Here is a 20,023-nt window from a genome sequence, read left to right as displayed (position 1 = left end):
TACCTTTTTGAATAGAAATTATTACCACTCTGTATATCGGTGGATCACTTTCGTTATAACTAGATTCTATCATAAAAAGATATAAAATCAATTACCAAATACCTAGCACGTGTTGCATAAATAAACTCATACAGGTAATACATATCCAACAAATAAAACCAAGTAAAATAGGTTTACCACCATTTTTAATAAGTTTTACGACATTTGTATTTAAACCAATCGCAACCATTGCAAGTACAATAAAGAATTTACTTAATTCTTTAAATGGTGTAAAGAAATGAGAATCAACACCTACATGAATTGCAATTGTTGTAATCAATGAAGCTAAAACAAAATAAATGATAAAGAAAGGAAAAACTTTCTTTAAATTTACTTTTTGACCTTCTTTATTTTTCTTGATCTTAAAGAAAGACAAAACCAGAGTAATAGGAATAATTGCAAGAGTCCTTGTAAGCTTTACAGTTACAGCCTTATCTAAAGTAGCACTTTGTAAGTGATACATAGAATCCCAAGTAGAGGCAGCTGCGGTAACAGATGAAGTATCATTAATCGCTGTCCCTGCAAAGATACCAAAAGCTTCACCACTTTTAGTAGAAAAACCTAATAATGTTCCAAGCGTAGGAAACAATAAAGCCGCAATCATATTAAATAAAAAGATAACAGAGATACTTTGTGCTACTTCTTCATCACTTGCTTCTATAACAGGGGCTGTTGCTGCAATAGCTGAACCACCACAAATAGAAGAACCAACACCAATTAATGTTGATATTTTACTTGGTATTTTCATTGCTTTATGTAATACATAAGAAACAATAAGTGATGTCGATATTGTCGCAAGTATGATGGGTAATGATTGTTTACCTGTTTGTAAGACGACTGATAAATTCATTCCAAATCCAAGTAAGATAACTGCATATTGTAAGATCTTCTTTGAGGTAAAAGTAATACCTGATTGTAATTCTTTTTTATCTTTAATAAATAAAGTAATGATCATACCTAGAATAATCCCAAAGACAGGACCACCTACAATAGGAAACTTCTTTCCTAGAAACCAACAAGGAATGGCAATAATTAAACATAATAAAATTCCTTTATAATTCTTCTTTAAATTCATAAACTCTCTCCCTTATAAACAGGAGTAGTTTATCATATTTTTATTTAAATGACTAGAAACTCATAAATTAGATAGTTAAAAAGCATACGAATTTGTATGCTAGATATTTAATCATCTTTATGTTGATTTTTGAATTCCTGTAATACTTCTTTTGCATATAATGTTTGTCCAGATAAAGCATCATCAAGACTTCTTTCAAGTTTTGTATTTAATTCTTCTTGGTTCATTGTATCCATATTGACCCTTGAAGGCGCTTGAGATAATGCGATAGGAAAAGGAATACTTTCAGTTAAAATGACTTGATTCAAAAACATATTAACGGCACTAGACATAGAAACACCAAGCTGAGATAATACTTTTTCAGCGTTTTCTTTTATTTCTGGATTAATTCTTAAATTAAGTGTTGTACTTTTTTCCATAGATGTCCCTCCTTGTACTAATAATTGTACGTAAATGTAAATACAAAACAATAAAATATCAAATTTATTATTGAAGAAGATTATTCAATATATATATTCGCTTTTATTTGGTTTTTTTCTTTTTTTAAATAAATTAAAATAGTGATTGTTTTTTCTTATAAATTTGCTATTTAGGGATGGTTCATGTAACATATATAAAATGAGGGATGAATATGAATAGTGAAATGGTTATTTTAATGCCAGTCTATAATCCAAACGAGAGGATTGTAAACTACGTTAAAAAATTAAAAGAGAATAATTATCAGGTTGTTTTGATTAATGATGGTTCAAAAAGTGAATATCATTCTCTTTTTGAAAAGATGGTGCATGATTGCAAGATTATCAGTCATCCTTTTTTTAAAGGAAAAGGGTATGCTATTAAAAAAGGAATTCATTATATCAAAGAACATCTACAGGATAAAAAAGGAATTATTATTTTAGAAAATGAATATGATCTCATACATATTAATCATATTCGTACATTAATCAATAAGAATTCACAAAAAATGTGTGTTGTTCATCATAAAGGAAAAAAAATTCTGACAAAACTTTTTTCAATGATTTATAATAAGGAATTTATTGATGTGGATAGTGAACTTTTTGCTTTTTCTATGAATTATATAGATCAAATGATGACTGTTGATGAAAACTGTTATGAAGTTCAATCACTTATTCAAAGTGTTCAAAATAATCAAGATGTTGAAGAAATTCAATTAGAAAACAAACAACAGCCTTTCCATTTAAAAAATAAGACAATACAAATTATGTATGTTATCTTCTTACATCTTATACGTTTTATATCATCTTCAATCATTAGTTCAGTCATTGATGTTTTATTGGCTTGGATTTTACTTGATGTTTTAAAACTTTGGATGACGAGTGACTTTTGGCGTATTGCTTTATCGAGTTTGATTGCGCGTATCCTTTCTACAATCGTCAATTATGTTATTAATAAAAAATATGTTTTTAAAGGAAAGAACAATAGTAAACAAACGGCAAAACGTTTTCTGATTTTGACAATTGTCATTACAATTTTATCAACGCTTTTTGTTTACGTTGCTTCAAGTTTACATATTATGTCAGAAAAGCTTGCAAAACCAATAGGAGATCTTCTTTTATTTTTATTAAGTTATAGTGCACAAACAAAGTGGGTTTTTAAAAATAATGAAAGCAAAAATCATCTAAAATGATGATTTTTTCTCTTTTTGTATAATTTTTTTATAAAAAAACATTGATAAAATCAAAGAAAATAAAAAAAATAAATAAATTTGAACTTCAAAGTATTTACATTTTAATTTCTTCGTGTATAATACAAACCGTATTCAAGGAGGAAAGTAGAATGGATTTTGAAAAAGTAAAAGAAATCATTGTGGATTCATTAAGCTGTGATGAAAGTCAAGTAACAATGGAAGCAAGTTTAAAAGATGATTTAGAAGCAGATTCTTTAGATGCAGTTGAATTAATTATGCAAATTGAAGAAGAATTTGAAGTAGAAATTCCAGATGAAGTTGCTTCTAACATGAAAACTGTTAAAGATATCGTAGATTATATTGAAGCAAACAAATAGTAAAGGATGTCGCTGAGGCGACTATATATTTTATAATAAGCTTTGAATTTCAAAGCTTATTATTTTAATATATACTTTGAACTTCAAATAAAGGAGAATAACTATGAAATTAGATTTCATTAAACAAATTATGAGTGAATTTGATCAATCAAATGTCACAAAGATGAAAGTAGAAATAGATGATTTAAAAATAGAATTAGAAAAAGAAAGCGAAAAGGTTGAATATGTAAAACCGGTAGAAAAAGAAAAGGAAGTTATTGAAGATAAACAAATAAAACAAGAACAAGCTACTGGTACAGCAGTAAAATCACCTATCGTCGGGGTTTTCTATAGTGCAAGTTCACCAGAGAGTGAGCCTTATGTAACAGTAGGGAAGAACGTAAAAAAAGGTGATATTGTATGTATTATTGAAGCGATGAAAGTGATGAATGAAATAAAGGCACCATGTGATGGAACGGTTACATCAATTCTTGTGGAAAATGAAGCGCTTGTGGAATATGATCAGGCTCTTATGGTGATTGAATAAGATGTTCAAGAAGATCTTGATTGCCAATCGTGGTGAAATCGCGGTGCGCATTATTCGTTGTTGTAAAGAAATGGGAATTGAAGCCGTCGCTGTGTATTCTACAGCGGATGCCACTTCTTTACATGTACAACTTGCTGATGAAGCTTATTGTATTGGTCCTGCTAAAAGCAGTGAAAGTTATTTAAATATGGAAAATATTTTATCTGTTGCAACGCTTGCAGGTTGTGATGCGATTCATCCAGGTTTTGGTTATTTATCAGAAAATTCAACCTTTGCTAGACTAGTAGAAAAATGTGGAATGACTTTTATTGGTCCAAGTGGAGATGTTATTGACCAAATGGGAAATAAAAGTGTGGCTCGACAAATGATGATTGAAGCGGGAGTTCCGGTTGTTCCAGGAAGTAATGGCAGTATTACTTCGCTTGAAGAAGGAAAAGAATTAGCAAACAAAATAGGATATCCTGTTTTAATTAAAGCTTCTGCCGGTGGTGGTGGAAGAGGTATGCGTAAATGTTTTAAAGAAGAAGATTTTGAAGATGCTTATAAAACAGCTAAGGCGGAAGCTAAAGCTTGTTTTGGTGATGATGATATGTATATGGAAAAGTTGATTTTAAATCCTAAGCATATTGAATTTCAAATCTTGGCAGACAATTTTGGAAATGTGATTCATTTAGGAGAAAGAGATTGTTCGATTCAACGTAGAAATCAAAAGATGATGGAAGAATCACCAAGTAAAGCATTGAGTCAAGAATTACGTGAACAAATGGGAAAAGATGCCATTAAAGCGGCTAAACAAGTAAATTATCGTAATGCAGGAACAATTGAATTTGTTTTAGCACCGGATGGAAAATATTATTTTATAGAAATGAATACGCGAATTCAAGTTGAACACCCTGTAACAGAAATGGTAACGGGGGTGGATTTGATTCGTGAACAAATTCGTATTGCCGCTAATTTAAAGTTGAATTATAAACAAAGTGATATTTGTTTAAATGGGCATGCCATTGAATGTCGAATCAATGCAGAAAATCCTAAAGAAAACTTTAGACCCTCTCCAGGAATCGTTAATAGTTTACATTTACCTGGTGGTTTTGGCGTACGTATTGATACAACTCTTTATCAAGGTTATCAAGTTTCATCACATTATGATTCCATGATTGCGAAAGTCATTGTTCATGGGAAAAATCGTATCGAAGCCATTCGTAAAATGCGAAGAGTATTAAGTGAATTGGTGATTGATGGCATTGATACCAATCAAGAATTACAGTATTTTATTTTACATGAAAATGATTATGTTAAAGGGGAGTTTGATACAAGTTTTATTGAAAATCATTTAGATGAGTTGGTGAATGAATCATGATGGAACAGTTATTTAAGGAAAGAAAAGAAAAACTTTATTTATTTAAATCTCTTCGTAAAAAAAGACAACAAAAAAGAAAAGAAGTTCCTGAAGGACTTTATAGTAAATGTCCTGATTGTAAAGAACTTATTTTAACAAGTCATTTGAAAAAGAACTTATCTGTTTGTCCTAATTGTGGAAGTCATTTAAAGTTAAGTGCTTATGAAAGACTAGAGATGCTTTATGATCAAGGAAAATATAAAGAACTTTACAAAACAAATATTAAAGTCAATCCTCTTGATTTTCCAGGTTATGATGAAAAAATCGATTTTCTTCAAAAGAAAACCGGACTCAATGAAGCTGTTGTGGTCGCTAGTGGCAAAATCAATGAAACAAAAGTCATTACTTGTGTCATGGATTCACGTTTTTTAATGGGAAGTATGTCATCGGTTGTAGGTGATAAAATCACGAAAGCCATTGAACATGCGACAAAAAGAAAATATCCACTTATTATCTTTACCGCTTCTGGTGGCGCTCGTATGCAAGAAGGAATTTATTCTTTAATGCAAATGACAAAAACCTCAGCGGCTTTAGCACGTCATCATGAAGCAGGATTGCTTTATATTTCCTATATTACTCATCCAACGACTGGAGGAGTTACGGCATCTTTTGCAAGTCTTGGTGACATTATTATTGGTGAACCGAATGCTTTAATGGGCTTTGCGGGAAGACGTGTTATTGAAAGCACACTTAAACAAAAATTACCGGAAAACTTTCAAAGAACGGAATTTATGGAAGAACAAGGCTTTATAGATTTAATTGTTAGAAGGCAAGAAATGCGTTCAACCATTATCCGTCTTTTAAAAATGCATGGAAAGGGGGCTTAGTGATGTCTTTGAATCAAGTAGAATTAGAAATTGAAAACTTACAAAAAGAATTAATGGAATGTTCAAATAATAGAAAAATAGAAATTGAAAAAGAAATCAAAGAACTTGAAAAAAGCTATAAACATTTAAGTCCTTATGATCATGTTTATCTAGCAAGAAAGAAAACAAGACCCAATGTAAAAGATTATATTCATCATCTTTTTGATGATTTTATCGAATTTCATGGTGATCGCCTTTATAAAGATGATGGCTCAATTGTGGGTGGAATTGGCATGCTTGACAAACAACCTGTTACCATTATTGGACATTTAAAAGGGAGAACGTTAGAAGATAATCTCAAATGCAACTTTGGGATGTCTTCGCCTGAAGGCTATCGTAAAGCCTTACGTTTAATGAAACAAGCTGAAAAATTTAAACGCCCAATTATTGCCTTTGTCGATACTCCTGGTGCTTATCCAGGGATAGAGGCAGAAATGCATGGTATTGGTGAGGCCATTGCCCGTAATTTAAAAGAAATGTCTACTTTAAAAGTTCCCATTATTACGATTGTTATCGGAGAAGGGGGCTCTGGCGGTGCCTTAGCTTTAAGTGTTTCTGATCGTTTGGTGATGTTAGAAAATAGTATTTATTCAATTTTATCACCTGAAGGCTTTGCTTCTATTTTATGGAAAGATCAAGAAGGAAAACGTGTTCAAGAGGCAACAAGTTTAATGAAATTAACGGCACAAGATCTTTATGAAGCTCATATTATTGATCAAATCATTCATGAGGATTTAAAAGGAGCTACGGTAGAAAGCTATGAAGTTTATCGTCAAATTAAAGAGTATTTAAAAGAAAATATCAAAGAATTACAAAGATTATCTACAAATCAATTAATCAACAAGCGTTATGAAAAATATCGAAAGATAGGACAAGTATTTTAAGGAGTAGAAAATGAACGGAATTGAAATAATTTCAACAGGTTATGCCAAGATTGAAAAAACATTAGACAATGCTCAATTAGAAAAGATGGTAGAAACCTCAAATGAATGGATTCTCTCACGTACAGGAATTCAAAGAAGACATATTTCTTCTAGATCCAGTGCTTTGCTTGCCATCGAAGCAGCTAAAAAAGCAACACAAAATCAAGATTTAAGTAAATTGTCTTTGATTATTGTAGCAACGATGACTCCAGAAAATAAAACACCAAGTAATGCTTGTCTTGTTCAAAAAGCTTTAGATTTAAATGAACAGGCAATGATTTGTTTTGATATAAATGCAGCATGTAGTGGTTATGTTTATGCTTTAAAAGTTGCTCAAAGTTTATTACAAGAAGGGCAATATGGTCTTATTATTGGAAGTGAACAATTAAGTTCTATTATTGATTACCAAGATCGTAATACTTGTATTTTATTTGGAGATGGAGCAGCAGCTACATTGATCCAAAAAAATAATAATATTTTTTATAGTTACTTAGATAGTGCTGGCAATCGAGAGGTTCTTTATGCAAATGATTATTTAAAAATGAAGGGACAAGAAGTTTTTAAATTTGCGATACAAACAATTCCTCAAAGTATCGATCATGTTTTAAATCAGGCAAAGATGACATTAGAGGAGATTGATTATGTGGTTTGTCATCAAGCCAATGAAAGAATTATCAAACATGTTTATAAAAAGTATCAATGTCCTCAAGAAAAATTCTATATGAATTTACAAGAATATGGAAATACTTCAGCAGCGAGTATTCCTTTAGCTTTAGCTGAAATGAATGAAAAAGGAATCTTAAAAAAAGGAATGAAAATTATTCTTGTAGGTTTTGGTGGAGGTCTTACATGGGGCGCTCTTTTAATGGAATGGTAAGGAGATCAAAATGAAATTAAATGAACTATTAAAGATAAAATATCCAATTATTCAAGGAGGTATGGCCAATATTGCCACTGGTGAATTTGCGGCAAGTGTTTCTAATGCAGGGGGCTTAGGTCTCATTGGAGCAGGGGGCATGAATGCCAAAATGTTGAAAGAAGAGATTCAAAAATGTAAAAAGCTAACGGATCATCCTTTTGGGGTCAATATTATGTTATTGAATCCAGAGGCCAAAGAAATGGCGCAAATCGTTATTGATGAACAAGTACCAATTGTTACAACAGGGGCAGGAAATCCAGGAATTTATATGAAAATGTGGAAAGAAGCTGGAATCAAGGTTTTTCCTGTAGTGCCAAGCGTGGCCCTTGCTAAAAGATTAGAACGTGCTGGAGCGGATGCTTTAATTGTAGAAGGATGTGAAGCAGGAGGACATATTGGGGAAGCGACAACAATGGCTTTGGTTCCTCAAGTAGTTGAAAACGTTTCTATTCCTGTTATTGCTGCTGGAGGAATTGCCAGTGGTAAGCAACTCTTAGCGGCTTTTGCATTAGGTGCTTGTGGTGTTCAAATTGGAACAGTATTACTTGCAAGTCAAGAATGTCCGATTCATGAAAATTATAAACAAGCAGTTTTAAAAGCCAAAGATACTTCAACAACAGTTACGGGAAGAATCAATGGTACACCAGTAAGAATTTTAAAAAATAAAATGGCAAAAACCTACATTCAAAAAGAAAAAGAAGGAGCTACGATGATGGAACTAGAAAAGTATACACTTGGTTCTTTAAAGAAAGCTGTCTTTGAAGGAAATGTTGATGAAGGTTCTTTAATGGCAGGACAAGTTGCAGGTATGGTTCATGAAATTAAACCCGTCCAACAAATCTTACAAGAAATGATGGATGAGTTGAAAGTAGCTTATCAAAATTTGGAGATTTAAAATGTTAGAAATAAATCATAAAAAAATGAGTATTCCTCTTATTCAAGGAGGTATGGGTGTTGGGGTGTCTTTAGGAAATCTCGCCGGTCACGTTGCCAAGTATGAGGCAATGGGTGTGATTTCTACGGCGCATCCTGGATACCGTGAAGAAGATTTTGAATCAAATCATCGTGAAGCAAATATCCGTGCTTTAAAAAAAGAAATTAAAAAAGCACAAGAAATATCGAAGGGAAAAGGACTCGTTGCGATTAATGCCATGGTCGCTATAAAAGATTATGATGAATTAATTGAAGCTGCTTTAAGCGAAAAGATTGATGCCATTATTTCAGGGGCTGGTTTACCTTTAAGACTCCCTGAACTTGTAAAAGATCATGAAGTCTTAATTGCACCCATTGTTTCAAGCGGTAAAGCCTGCAAATTAATTATGAAACATTGGGTAAAGAAATATCAAAGAGCACCTGATTTTATTGTTATTGAAGGAGCTCTTGCCGGAGGTCATTTAGGTTTTAAAAAAGAGGATTTAGAAAATCAAACCTATCAAAGTTTAGAAGAAATCTTTCAAGAGGTGGAACAAGTAGTCGAAAGTTTTCAACTTAATATTCCTATCTTTGTAGCGGGAGGAATTCATCAAAGAAGTGATGTGAAACATTTCTTTGAATTAGGTGTTGATGGTGTGCAAGTAGCCTCACGTTTTATTCCAACCTATGAATGTGATGCTTCGATGAAATATAAAGAAGCTTTTTTAAAGGCAAAGAAAGAAGAAGTAGGATTAGTGAGTTCACCTGTGGGAATGCCAGGACGTGCTTTTCAAAATGCATTTGTTCAAAAAACAAAACAAGAAAAAGTACCCATCAAGAAATGTTATCAATGTTTAACACCATGCAATCTTAAAACAACACCTTATTGTATTTCAAGAGCTTTAATTGAAGCGGTAAAAGGAAATTTAGATGAAGGACTTATTTTTACAGGAGCTTATGGTTATATGCAAGATCATTTAATGCATGTTGAAGAAGTTATTCATGAATTAATGGAGGATGAAAAATGAAACTAGGAATAATTTATGCTGGACAAGGAAGTCAAGTGGTAGGTATGGGAAAATCTTTTTATCCCCATCCTCTTTTTGATGAATATCCTGATTTAAAGGAACTTTGTTTTAATGGACCACTGGATAGGTTATCTCTTACCCAAAATACGCAACCTTGTATGGTTTTAGTAGCATCTATTATTACGGATTTGCTTAAAGAAAATGGAATTATTCCTGATTATTGTGCAGGCTTATCACTTGGAGAATATTCTGCTCTTTATTGTGCAGATGTTTTTGAACAAAGACAAGTTATTGAATTGGCTCGTTTTCGTGGAAAGGTCATGAACGAAGCGGTTCAAGGAATTGATAGTGAAATGATTGCAGTGATTAAAATGGAAAGAGATATTCTAGAGGATTTATGTAAGCAAGCTTCTTCATTAGGAATTGTCTCTATTTCGAATTATAACTGTCCAGGTCAATTGGTTGTTGCTGGTGAAAAAGAAGCGGTTGAAAAAGTGAAGGAACTTGCTTTAGAAAAAGGAGCGAAAAGAGTTATTCCTTTAAATACCAGTGGACCTTTTCATACAGCTTTATTAAAAGAAGCATCACTTGCTTTAAAAGAAAGATTTCAACAAGAAACATTTCATGAAATGAAAATACCTGTTATTTTTAATACTTTAGGACATGAATTAAAGAATCAAGCAATCCCAGAAATCTTAGAAAAACAAGTGATGTCCCCTGTTTATTTTGAAGATAGTATTCGTTATATGATAAGTCAAGGGGTTGATACGATTATTGAAGTTGGACCAGGAAAGGTTTTAAGTGGTTTTGTGAAAAAAATCAATAAAGATATTCAACTTTATCAAATAGAAGATAATGAATCATTAGAAAAAACAATCAAAGCTTTGAAGGGAGAAGATTATGAGATTAGAAAATAAAATAGCCCTTGTAACAGGTGGTGGACAAGGAATTGGTAAAGAAATTGCGAAGACTCTTGCAAAACAGGGTGCTTTTGTTTTAATCAATTATCTTGATTTAGGAAACAATCAAGAAATTGCCCAAAAGACACAACAAGAAATTGAAGAACTTGGTGGAAAGTGTGCACTCATTTCTGCCAATGTTGCAAGTTATCAAGAAACAGAAGAAATGTTTAAAATCATTAAAAAAGAATATGGTCGATTAGATATTTTAATTAATAATGCAGGAATTACCAAAGATGGATTAATGCTTCGTATGAAAGAAAGTGATTTTGATCAAGTCATCGATGTAAATTTAAAAGGAACATGGAATTGTATGAAACATGCAACGAAGCTTATGATGAAACAAAAATATGGACGTATTGTTTCATTGTCATCTGTTGTTGGGGTGATGGGAAATGCTGGACAAGTTAACTATGCGGCTAGTAAATCAGGAATTATCGGCATGACAATGTCTCTTGCTCGTGAAGTGGGAAGTCGTGGCATTACGGTCAATGCGGTCGCTCCAGGATTTATTCAAACAGCCATGACTGATGTTTTAAGTGATGAAATTAAAGATCAAATGAAAAGCCAAATCCCTCTAGGTTCTTTTGGAAATGTTCAAGATATTGCTGATGCTGTTTTATTTCTAGCTAGTGATGAGGCAAAATATATTACTGGACAAACATTACATGTCGATGGTGGCATGGCTATGTAAGGAGAAAGTTATGAAAAGAAGAGTTGTAGTGACAGGTCTTGGTGCTTTAACACCAATTGGAAATAATGTAGAAGATTCGTGGCAAGGTATTTTAAATCATCAATGTGGTATTGATTTTATTCAAAAGTTTGATACGACACATATGAAAGTCAAGGTTGCCGGTGAATTAAAGAACTTTGAAGCAACAGATTATCTTGATAAAAAAGATATTCGTAAAATGGATCCTTTTATTCAATATGGTTTGATTGCTTCACATGAAGCAATCAAAGATGCCAAACTCGATGTTGAAACCATAGATCATGATCGTTTTGGTGTCGTTGTTTCAAGTGGTATTGGTGGTTTAGGTTCTATTGAAGAAAATCATAATCGTGCTTTAAAAAAAGGTTTTGATCGTGTTTCCCCTTATTTTATCCCAATGACAATCAGTAATCTTGCAGCTGGACAAATTGCGATTGCTTTTAAAGCACAGGGTCTGGCAACCTGTCCGGTAACAGCTTGTGCTGGAGGGACAAATGCGATAGGAGATGCGTTTAGAAATATTCGTGATGGTTATCTTGATGTTGCTCTTGCTGGTGGGTGTGAAGCAAGTATTACGCCTTTAGGAATTGGTGGTTTTACTTCCATGAAAGCTTTAAGTGAATCCTCTGATCCAAAATGTGCTTCTATCCCTTTTGATAAAGAACGTAATGGTTTTGTCATGGGAGAAGGGGCAGGAATTCTTGTTTTAGAAGAATTAGAACATGCTAAAAAAAGAGGAGCACCTATTTATTGTGAAATGGTTGGTTATGGTGTGAGTTGTGATGCTTATCATATGACTGCTCCTGCTCCTGAAGGAATCGGTGGAGCTAAAGCAATGATTCATGCTTTAAAAGATGCTTCTATTAAAGCAAGTCAAATCGATTATATCAATGCCCATGGAACCTCAACACCAATGAATGATAAATTAGAAACAGCAGCCATTAAAAAAGCCTTTGGAGAGCATGCTCAAAAACTAGCAGTTTCTTCAACGAAAGGAAATACAGGGCATTGTTTAGGAGCAGCTGGAGGAATTGAAGGTGTCTTTTGTGTGAAAGCTTTAGATGATAATTTCATTCCTGCAACCATTAACTATCAAAATTTTGATGAAGAATGTGACTTAGATATTGTCGCAAATAGTGGTAGAAAACAAGAATTACATTATGTTATGTCTAATTCATTAGGATTTGGTGGACATAATGCCTCAATTATTTTTAAGAAATATGGAGAAGAATAATGGAACTTAATAGTAATCAAATACAAGAAATCAATCCTCATCGTTATCCTTTTGCCCTTGTTGATCGTATTATCGATTACAAACCAGGAGAATATGCCAAGGGAATTAAATGTGTCAGTGTGAATGAAATGCATTTCTGTGGACATTTTCCTAGCCATCATGTTATGCCAGGTGTTTTGATTGTTGAAGCATTGGCTCAAGTAGGGTGTATTGCAATTTTATCGAAAGAAGAAAATAAAGGAAAAATTGCTTTCTTTGGCGGTATTAAAAACTGTCGTTTTAAAGGACAAGTTATTCCAGGTGATGTTTTAGAAATGGAATGTGTTCTTACAAAACAAAAAGGACCTGTTGGTATTGGTGAAGCAATCGCTAAAGTCGATGGAAAAGTTGTTTGTAAAGCAGAACTTACATTTGCAATTCAATAATCTTGAATTGCAAATTTTTTTATTTTATCATGATAAAGAGGTGACATTATGAAACTGATTGAACTTGAAGAAGTTGATTCAACAAATGATTATTTAAAAAGAGAATATAAAAATTTACCAATGCAAGCCTGTGTTACAACGAAGCATCAAACTAAAGGTAGAGGTAGAAATGGACATGTATGGCAAAGTCATCCAAATGAAAACCTCATTATGAGTTTTTTATTTAAAGATTTTCATAAAATAGAAGATGCTTGGAAAATGACACAATTAGCAACGTGTAGTGTGGTTGGTTTATTGGATCGCAATCGTATTAAAGCAACGATTAAATGGCCGAATGATATTTATGTTGATGGAAAAAAGATTTGTGGTATTTTAGTAGAAACGATCTTAGATCCTGATTTAAAAGGAGTCATTGTAGGAATAGGATTGAATGTTAATAATGAAGATTTTCAATCAATGAAACAAATTACTCATAAAGAGTATAAAATATCTAAACTTGCTATTGGACTGAAAACATTTATGTTGATTTATTATAATTTATATCAAACAAATCAGTTTCATAAGGTTTTAGAGTACGCTAATAGTATTTCCTATTTAAAAGATCAATGGGTAGAATATAGTGATTATGGAGAAGTTTGTTTTCAAAAGCTGTTAGATGATGGTTCTGTTTTATTTGTTGATCGACAAGGAAAAACATATAAACAGGTGATTAATGAAATATCTTTACATAATAAATAAAAGTGCAGGCTTAAGCTTGCACTTTTACAATATAACAGTATTTCTTATAAAAGGATATGCCACATCCTTTTACATGAAGATATCCATCATTGATGATTTCTTCTTCATATTTATGATCAATGATTTGTTGAGCTCCTTCACTCGCGTCTTTAATTAAATCTTTAACGCTCTTAGAATGTTTACATTCTAAGACAAGAGCTGTATGAAAGATTTGTTTAGGTAAGATACATAAATCAAATCTTCCATGCATCGCTTCTCGATTTGATTTTTTTACCATTAAAGAGCCCTAATAGAAAAACATGATAGAAAGATTCTTCATTATCAAAATCTAGATAAGATATCTCCTAGTATTTCATTTGCATGATCAACGTCTCCTTTAACAAGACTTTGATAAAGATCTTCTTTTCTTACAGAAGTATAGATCAAATTAAAAATTGGATTTATATTCATTAGCAAACATCTCAAAAATAATTTATAATATGTAAAGAAAGGGTGATAGAAATGAAACCATCCAACAAATCAAATATAGAAAATATGACTATGATTTAAAAGGAAAAGTGATTTATATAGGCTTAGCCCATCATGGAAAAGATGTCATGATGAAATGGGAAGAAAAGGTTTATATTTGATGTTTGTTATAATAATGTGAGCATAAAAAAATCAACGATTGTTGATTTTGATAATGGTGCTGGAGATGGGATTCGAACCCACAGCCTACTGGTTACGAGTCAGTTGCTCTACCATTGGAGCTACTCCAGCATAGAAATAGAAGCATTGCTTCTATTTTTTTTCAACTTTTGTTTCACAATAAAGACAACGATAAATACGTTTTTCTTCATTGGCTAAGTAGAATACATGATCTAAACCTTGTTCTGTTGAAGTAATACAACGAGGATTTTTACATCTTTCTACATTAACAATTTTTTTAGGAAGTTGTAATTGTTTCTTTTCAACCAGTTCACCATTTTTAATAATACATACAGTAATATTAGGATCTAAATAACCTAATACATCTAAATCTAAAGTGAACTCTTCGTCTATTTTTAAAATATCTTTTTTACCCATTTTATTAGATTTAACGTTTTTAATAATAGCAACGCTACAATCTAATTTATCAAGCCCTAAAGCCTTATAAACTTCTAAAGATTTACCTGCACGAATATGATCTAAAACAATTCCGTTTTTAATACTATCTATCTTCATTATCTTTCTACCTCATTTTCTAATCCTAACATTTTTAAAATAAGTGCCATACGCATAAAACGTCCATTTTGAACTTGATCAAAATATTTAGCTCTTGGATCATCATCAACCTCTGTCGTAATTTCATTAACACGAGGTAATGGGTGCATAACGATTAAATCAGATTTCGATTTTTCAAGTTTCTTTAAATCTAAAATATAAGTATCTTTTAAACGAATATAGTCTTGTTCATTGAAGAATCTTTCTTTTTGCACACGTGTCATATAAAGAATATCTAAATCTTCAATAACTTCTTCAATCGTTTCAACTTCTTTATAATCTAAATTCTTAGCATCTAATAAATCATGTTTTAAATACTCAGGAATTTTAAGTTCAGGTGGTGCAATAAAGACAAACTTAATATTTTTATAACGTGACATCGCCTTTGTAAGGGAATGAACAGTACGTCCAAATTTTAAATCTCCACAAAATCCAACTGTAAGATTGTCTAATCTTCCTTTTTCTCTAGAAATTGTAAGTAAATCCGTTAATGTTTGAGTTGGATGGTTATGTCCACCATCACCTGCATTAATTAAAGGAACTTTACTTCTTCTTGTAGCAACAAGAGGTGCTCCTTCTTTTGGATGACGCATTGCAATAATATCGCAATAGCTTGAAACAACACTAATAGTATCACTAACACTTTCACCTTTAGAAGCGCTTGTATTGCTTGCACTTGAAAAACCTAAAACATTTCCACCAAGTGATAACATAGCTGATTCAAAAGAAAGTCTTGTACGTGTACTTGGTTCAAAAAAGAGTGTAGCAAGAATTTTATGACGGCAAACATCTTGATAACGTGTACGATCTTTAATAATATCGTTAGCAATATCAATCAATTCATCGATTTCTTCTACACTTAAATCCATTGGGTCAATTAAATATTTCATAACAATCTCCTTTTTTTCCTTCAATATTATAACACTCCTTTATAGAGGGTTAAATACCTTTTAAAAAAATACGAGAATTTCTTCTCGTATTATTTTTTTCCATTAAAACAATAAGTACAGATTTTATCGCTATCAAGACCAATAGCTTGAATCATATCATCCAAACGATTAAAACGTAAAGAAGTAAAATTAAGCTCTTTACGGATTTCTTCAACCATCGCTTTATATTCAGGTGTATCAGGATCACTATATGTTTCTAACATATTCACATCGTTATCACCTTCACGTTTTTTAATAACACGACGGGTAATTAAATCCATTTCACTTGTACTTCTTGAAAAGTTTAAGTAAGGACAACCGTACATAATAGGTGGACAAGCAGGACGAATATGAACGGCTTTCGCACCAGAATTGTATAAATATTCAGTTGTATCTCTTAATTGTGTTCCACGAACAATTGAATCATCAATTAATAATAATGATTTATCTTTAATCAAGCTTGCAATTGGAATTAATTTCATTTTCGCAATTAAATTACGATCTGCTTGAATTTGTGGCATAAATGAACGTGGCCACGTTGGTGTATATTTAATAAAAGGTCTTCCATATTGAATATGTGATTCATTTGAATAACCAATAGCATGAGCAATTCCACTATCAGGAACACCTGCAACAAGATCAATATCTTTAATATCATCTCTTTGAGCCATTAAACGACCACATTCATAACGCATTTCTTCAACGTTACGACCTTCATAACAACTTGTTGGATATCCATAATATACCCATAAAAATGAACAAATCTTCATTTGATCATTGGATTCAACAAGTGTTTTTACTTCTTCACTTGTCATAAAACAAACTTCTCCAGGTCCTAATTCTTTATATAAAGAATAACCTAGATTAATATAAGCATGACTTTCAAAGGAAGCACAGAAACCATTTTCACCCTTACCAATATTTAATGGTGTTCTTCCTAATTTATCACGTACAAGATATAAACCATCTTTCGTCATCAACATAAAAGAAATAGAACCTTTTACTTTTCTTAAAACATTGATGATTCCATCAACATAGTTATCTTTTTGATTGATCATTGCTGCAATCAATTCCGTTTGATTCACTTCTCCCCCAGACATCTCTAAAAAATGAGTATGTCCATTATCAAAAGTATCTTGAATCAATTCTTCCATATTTGCCACTCTTCCTACTGAAACAATAGCATAACTTCCTAAACGACAATTAATTAAAAGCGGTTGAGGTTCATTGTCTGAAATACAACCAATCCCCATTTTTCCAGACATCCCTTTAATATCATTTTCAAACTTTGTACGAAATGGTGAATTCGAAATATTATGAATTGCACGGTTAAAACCGTTTTCTCCATAAACCGCTAATCCTCCTTTTTTCGTTCCTAAGTGAGAATGATAATCAACTCCAAAAAACAAATCAGTGACACAGTCTTTACGACTTACAACACCAAACATACCACCCATATATGTAATCTCCTTTTTTTCATTTGTTCTCTAAATGTCGAAAATATGATAACATAAAATAAAATGAAGATAAAGGATGTAAAAAAATGAAATTATATGTAGTAAGACATGGTCAAACAAACTATAACATTGCTAACAAAGTATGCGGCAAATCAGATGTAGAACTGACAGATTTAGGAAAACAACAAGCTAAAAAAGCAAGTGAACAATTACAAGATGTTTCTCTTGATCTTATTTTTGCTTCACCACTTAAAAGAGCTTATACAACAGCAAAGATCATTAATGAAAACCATCAATTACCAATTCATCAAGATCAAAGAATTCAAGAAATTAATTTTGGTAAATTTGAAGGTGTTGTTAATAATGAAGAATTTCAATATTATAAACAAAATCATGCACTTCATTATCCTAAAGGAGAATCTCTATTTCAAGTTGTTCACCGTGTGTATAGTTTTTTAGAAGAATTAGAAAAAAACTATCCTGATAAAAATATTTTAGTTGTTTGCCATGGAGGTATTGTACGTGTGATTCACAGTTATTTTTACGATATGACAAATAAAGATTTAATGACATGGCTTCCCCAAAATTGTTGTATTCAATGCTATGAAAAATGATGACTTTGTATGTTAACGTTCAGCAAAAATGTCACCAAAAATGAAGAAGGGTTCTATTAGTGTGAACCCTTTGTTTTTTTGTCCATTTCTTGAATGAGATTATTTAAATCTTTATGATCATTTATTAGTACCTGTTTGTTTTTATGTTTTGTACCTATCAATGTACAATCATAAATAATTCCAATATATTTCATTCTTACTTTATTTTCTAGCACAAAATATAAAATTGTAACTTCTGTTGAAGTTCTTATTTTTACTACTTCTCCATTTTTATCATATGGGACATAATAATATCCGTTATAGGAAAACATATTGCCTTCTACTATTTTTCTGGTATTTGAAACAGTGAATACCAAATTCAAATCGTAGTTTTCTGTTAGCTCTACAAATTCATAAACAGGCTCAATTGGAAGATGTGCAAATTTTTCATTCAGATATTTTATGTAAAAGTCATTGAACCATATATTTAATTGATCGTAGTCTTTTATTTTGAACCTTATAATGTCATTGGGCAATCTTCTTTGAGCTGTACCATTGTACCGTTCTATCAATCCTTTGGCTTGAGATGTATTTGCGAAAATCATTTCAATGCCAAGTTTATCCATCATAACACCAAATGATGTTATATTACCTTCAGGACTTTTAAAGATAGTATGTTTGTCTGAATAAATAGCTAAGGGAATTCCTTTTTTCTTGATAAGAAGTTCCATCATCTTACAATATCCATACATGCATTCGTTTTTGGTAAACCAGCCTGCAAGGATATCATTGGTTGCATCGTCAACGGCCATATGAAGAGTAAAGCGTTGACTGCTGCTAAACCAGTCAAAAGGAGTTCCATCGATTTGAACAAGCATACCAGCTCTAGGACTTTTTTCTCTCAGTAAATGTAAAGGAGAGTCTCTTTTATGACTTCTATGTTTAACGGGAGAAGTCCATTTATATTCTTTATAGAGCCTTTGAAAGAATGAAGTGCTTCTAGGTTTAAGATTATATTTGGATACATCTTCTTTTCTAGAAGGGTTAAAAATAATATCTTCAAGATAAATATCTCTAAATTGTGCTATAGTGATATTGGGGTATAGCTTTTTGAAATTGACAATAAAATCAATTTCATCATTTGAAGCACGATTGTGGGCTGCCAAACCTTTATTACCGTGTTTCAAGGTAGAATCTATACCTTTTTCATTTAAAGATTTAGATAGACGAATAAGCTGTCTTTTAGAATAATTTGTAAGAACAGCTAAATGATCATAAGAAATTTTCAAATCACCATTCAATTTTTTGGACAATAGATCAATAACTTCTTTTCTGTCCAATATAAAAACCTCCTTCATATAACATGATAATGAAGAAGGTTAGAAAAGAAAAATCATGGTGACATTTTCGCTGAATTTTATGGTGACAAAATCGCTGGGTCTTAACAAAATGATGACTTTGTATTGACTGAAAAACGGAAAGTGATATACTTATAAATAGGAAAAAAGGAAAAGGAGAGTTAAATATGAACGTAGATAAAGATACTTGCATTGGATGCGGAGCATGTGCTGGTGTATGTCCTGTAGAAGCTTTAGCATTTGATGACGAAGGAAAAATGGAATGTGATAAAGATACATGCATTGGATGCCAAGCATGTGTTGGAACTTGTCCAGTAGAAGCTATTTCAGCTGAATAATGAGATGAAGAAGATAGAAATATCTTCCAATGGCATGAACTTAAGATATAATCTTAGGTTCATGTCTTTTTATTTTTATCCTTTTTTTATAATAGTATCTCGTATTTCTTTTTATGTAGTATAGGGTATATAATCTTATTACTTTTAATTTAAATATATTTATTATATATTTGTAGTATAGGATGGTGATGTTATGTTTGTAAAAGTTGTAAAAAATAATAGAGGTCGTCCAAATACCTCTTTTATCTCAATTGTTGAATCTTATCGTGAAGATGGAAAGGTTAAACATCGTACAATCAGAAATCTTGGACTTTTTGATGACGATC

The 20,023-nt window shown here is 31.8% G+C and carries 24 protein-coding genes and 1 tRNA gene; 16 read left to right on the top strand and 9 right to left on the bottom strand.

Going from position 1 to position 20,023, the window contains the following annotated elements; translation table 11 throughout:
* Positions 1-91 precede the first annotated feature (91 nt).
* Positions 92-1,114, bottom strand: coding sequence for a YeiH family protein (locus tag C7U55_RS11555; protein WP_106988694.1), 1,023 nt, complete (start codon positions 1,112-1,114; stop codon positions 92-94).
* Positions 1,115-1,221: 107 nt separating this feature from the next.
* Positions 1,222-1,533, bottom strand: a complete 312-nt coding sequence (locus C7U55_RS11550; protein WP_106988693.1) for a type II toxin-antitoxin system RelB/DinJ family antitoxin — start codon at positions 1,531-1,533, stop codon at positions 1,222-1,224.
* Between the two features lie 212 nt (positions 1,534-1,745).
* Between C7U55_RS11550 and C7U55_RS11545 the strand changes: the two genes are divergently transcribed.
* From C7U55_RS11545 to C7U55_RS11480, 14 genes are all read left to right on the top strand, one after another.
* Entirely contained in the window at positions 1,746-2,762 is a 1,017-nt protein-coding gene (locus tag C7U55_RS11545) for a GtrA family protein (protein WP_162297448.1), read from the top strand.
* Between the two features lie 149 nt (positions 2,763-2,911).
* Entirely contained in the window at positions 2,912-3,139 is a 228-nt protein-coding gene (gene acpP / locus C7U55_RS11540) for an acyl carrier protein (protein ID WP_048923587.1), read from the top strand.
* A gap of 103 nt (positions 3,140-3,242) precedes the next feature.
* Complete coding sequence (locus C7U55_RS11535; protein ID WP_048923586.1) at positions 3,243-3,665, top strand: acetyl-CoA carboxylase biotin carboxyl carrier protein; 423 nt, start codon at positions 3,243-3,245, stop codon at positions 3,663-3,665.
* Between the two features lies 1 nt (position 3,666).
* Positions 3,667-5,025 (top strand): acetyl-CoA carboxylase biotin carboxylase subunit, encoded by a 1,359-nt coding sequence (locus C7U55_RS11530; RefSeq protein WP_106988691.1) that lies wholly within the window; start codon positions 3,667-3,669, stop codon positions 5,023-5,025.
* Positions 5,025-5,891, top strand: a complete 867-nt coding sequence (gene accD / locus C7U55_RS11525) for an acetyl-CoA carboxylase, carboxyltransferase subunit beta (protein ID WP_106988701.1) — start codon at positions 5,025-5,027, stop codon at positions 5,889-5,891. The genes C7U55_RS11530 and accD overlap by 1 nt, the downstream gene beginning before the upstream one ends.
* A gap of 2 nt (positions 5,892-5,893) precedes the next feature.
* Complete coding sequence (locus C7U55_RS11520) at positions 5,894-6,814, top strand: acetyl-CoA carboxylase carboxyltransferase subunit alpha (protein WP_106988690.1); 921 nt, start codon at positions 5,894-5,896, stop codon at positions 6,812-6,814.
* A gap of 10 nt (positions 6,815-6,824) precedes the next feature.
* Positions 6,825-7,730 (top strand): beta-ketoacyl-ACP synthase III, encoded by a 906-nt coding sequence (locus C7U55_RS11515; RefSeq protein ID WP_106988689.1) that lies wholly within the window; start codon positions 6,825-6,827, stop codon positions 7,728-7,730.
* Between the two features lie 10 nt (positions 7,731-7,740).
* On the top strand, positions 7,741-8,667 hold the full coding sequence (locus C7U55_RS11510; protein ID WP_106988688.1) for a DUF561 domain-containing protein: 927 nt from the start codon (positions 7,741-7,743) through the stop codon (positions 8,665-8,667).
* Position 8,668: 1 nt separating this feature from the next.
* Complete coding sequence (locus C7U55_RS11505; RefSeq protein WP_106988687.1) at positions 8,669-9,712, top strand: NAD(P)H-dependent flavin oxidoreductase; 1,044 nt, start codon at positions 8,669-8,671, stop codon at positions 9,710-9,712.
* Positions 9,709-10,629 (top strand): ACP S-malonyltransferase, encoded by a 921-nt coding sequence (fabD, locus tag C7U55_RS11500; RefSeq protein ID WP_106988686.1) that lies wholly within the window; start codon positions 9,709-9,711, stop codon positions 10,627-10,629. The genes C7U55_RS11505 and fabD overlap by 4 nt, the downstream gene beginning before the upstream one ends.
* Positions 10,613-11,365 (top strand): 3-oxoacyl-[acyl-carrier-protein] reductase, encoded by a 753-nt coding sequence (gene fabG / locus C7U55_RS11495; RefSeq protein ID WP_048923580.1) that lies wholly within the window; start codon positions 10,613-10,615, stop codon positions 11,363-11,365. The genes fabD and fabG overlap by 17 nt, the downstream gene beginning before the upstream one ends.
* Before the next feature lie 10 nt (positions 11,366-11,375).
* Positions 11,376-12,617 (top strand): beta-ketoacyl-ACP synthase II, encoded by a 1,242-nt coding sequence (fabF, locus tag C7U55_RS11490; RefSeq protein ID WP_106988685.1) that lies wholly within the window; start codon positions 11,376-11,378, stop codon positions 12,615-12,617.
* A complete protein-coding gene (fabZ, locus tag C7U55_RS11485; RefSeq protein WP_106988684.1) occupies positions 12,617-13,042 on the top strand; it encodes a 3-hydroxyacyl-ACP dehydratase FabZ in 426 nt (141 codons plus the stop codon). The genes fabF and fabZ overlap by 1 nt, the downstream gene beginning before the upstream one ends.
* Before the next feature lie 48 nt (positions 13,043-13,090).
* Positions 13,091-13,780: a biotin--[acetyl-CoA-carboxylase] ligase gene (locus tag C7U55_RS11480; protein ID WP_106988683.1), complete on the top strand. Its 690-nt coding sequence runs from the start codon at positions 13,091-13,093 to the stop codon at positions 13,778-13,780.
* 10 nt (positions 13,781-13,790) lie between these two features.
* Here the strand turns inward: C7U55_RS11480 and C7U55_RS11475 are convergent, their stop codons facing one another.
* From C7U55_RS11475 to C7U55_RS11455, 6 genes are all read right to left on the bottom strand, one after another.
* On the bottom strand, positions 13,791-14,057 hold the full coding sequence (locus tag C7U55_RS11475) for a PD-(D/E)XK nuclease domain-containing protein (protein WP_106988682.1): 267 nt from the start codon (positions 14,055-14,057) through the stop codon (positions 13,791-13,793).
* A 44-nt stretch (positions 14,058-14,101) separates the two neighbouring features.
* On the bottom strand, positions 14,102-14,230 hold the full coding sequence (locus C7U55_RS14145; protein WP_256276375.1) for a hypothetical protein: 129 nt from the start codon (positions 14,228-14,230) through the stop codon (positions 14,102-14,104).
* Positions 14,231-14,463: 233 nt separating this feature from the next.
* A tRNA-Thr gene (locus C7U55_RS11470) sits at positions 14,464-14,539 on the bottom strand.
* A gap of 21 nt (positions 14,540-14,560) precedes the next feature.
* Complete coding sequence (locus tag C7U55_RS11465) at positions 14,561-14,983, bottom strand: aspartate carbamoyltransferase regulatory subunit (protein WP_106988681.1); 423 nt, start codon at positions 14,981-14,983, stop codon at positions 14,561-14,563.
* Complete coding sequence (gene pyrB, locus C7U55_RS11460; RefSeq protein ID WP_106988680.1) at positions 14,983-15,912, bottom strand: aspartate carbamoyltransferase; 930 nt, start codon at positions 15,910-15,912, stop codon at positions 14,983-14,985. The genes C7U55_RS11465 and pyrB overlap by 1 nt, the downstream gene beginning before the upstream one ends.
* 89 nt (positions 15,913-16,001) lie before the next feature.
* Complete coding sequence (locus tag C7U55_RS11455) at positions 16,002-17,408, bottom strand: amidophosphoribosyltransferase (protein ID WP_106988679.1); 1,407 nt, start codon at positions 17,406-17,408, stop codon at positions 16,002-16,004.
* An 86-nt stretch (positions 17,409-17,494) separates the two neighbouring features.
* Here C7U55_RS11455 and C7U55_RS11450 point away from each other — a divergent pair, with 86 nt between their 5' ends.
* The gene (locus tag C7U55_RS11450; protein ID WP_106988678.1) at positions 17,495-18,022 is read left to right on the top strand and encodes a histidine phosphatase family protein; all 528 of its coding nucleotides are present in this window, start codon (positions 17,495-17,497) and stop codon (positions 18,020-18,022) included.
* Positions 18,023-18,078: 56 nt separating this feature from the next.
* Here the strand turns inward: C7U55_RS11450 and C7U55_RS11445 are convergent, their stop codons facing one another.
* On the bottom strand, positions 18,079-19,341 hold the full coding sequence (locus tag C7U55_RS11445) for a transposase family protein (protein WP_162297447.1): 1,263 nt from the start codon (positions 19,339-19,341) through the stop codon (positions 18,079-18,081).
* Positions 19,342-19,487: 146 nt separating this feature from the next.
* On the opposite strand from C7U55_RS11445, the gene C7U55_RS11440 reads away from it, so the two are divergent.
* On the top strand, positions 19,488-19,697 hold the full coding sequence (locus C7U55_RS11440; RefSeq protein ID WP_370766792.1) for a 4Fe-4S dicluster domain-containing protein: 210 nt from the start codon (positions 19,488-19,490) through the stop codon (positions 19,695-19,697).
* Positions 19,698-20,023 lie beyond the last annotated feature (326 nt).

The organism is Faecalibacillus faecis, from assembly GCF_003024675.1.
Lineage (GTDB): Bacteria > Bacillota_I > Bacilli_A > Erysipelotrichales > Coprobacillaceae > Faecalibacillus > Faecalibacillus faecis.
The sequence above is the reverse complement of the archived record's forward strand: the minus strand, read 5'-3'. Positions and strand labels throughout refer to the sequence as shown.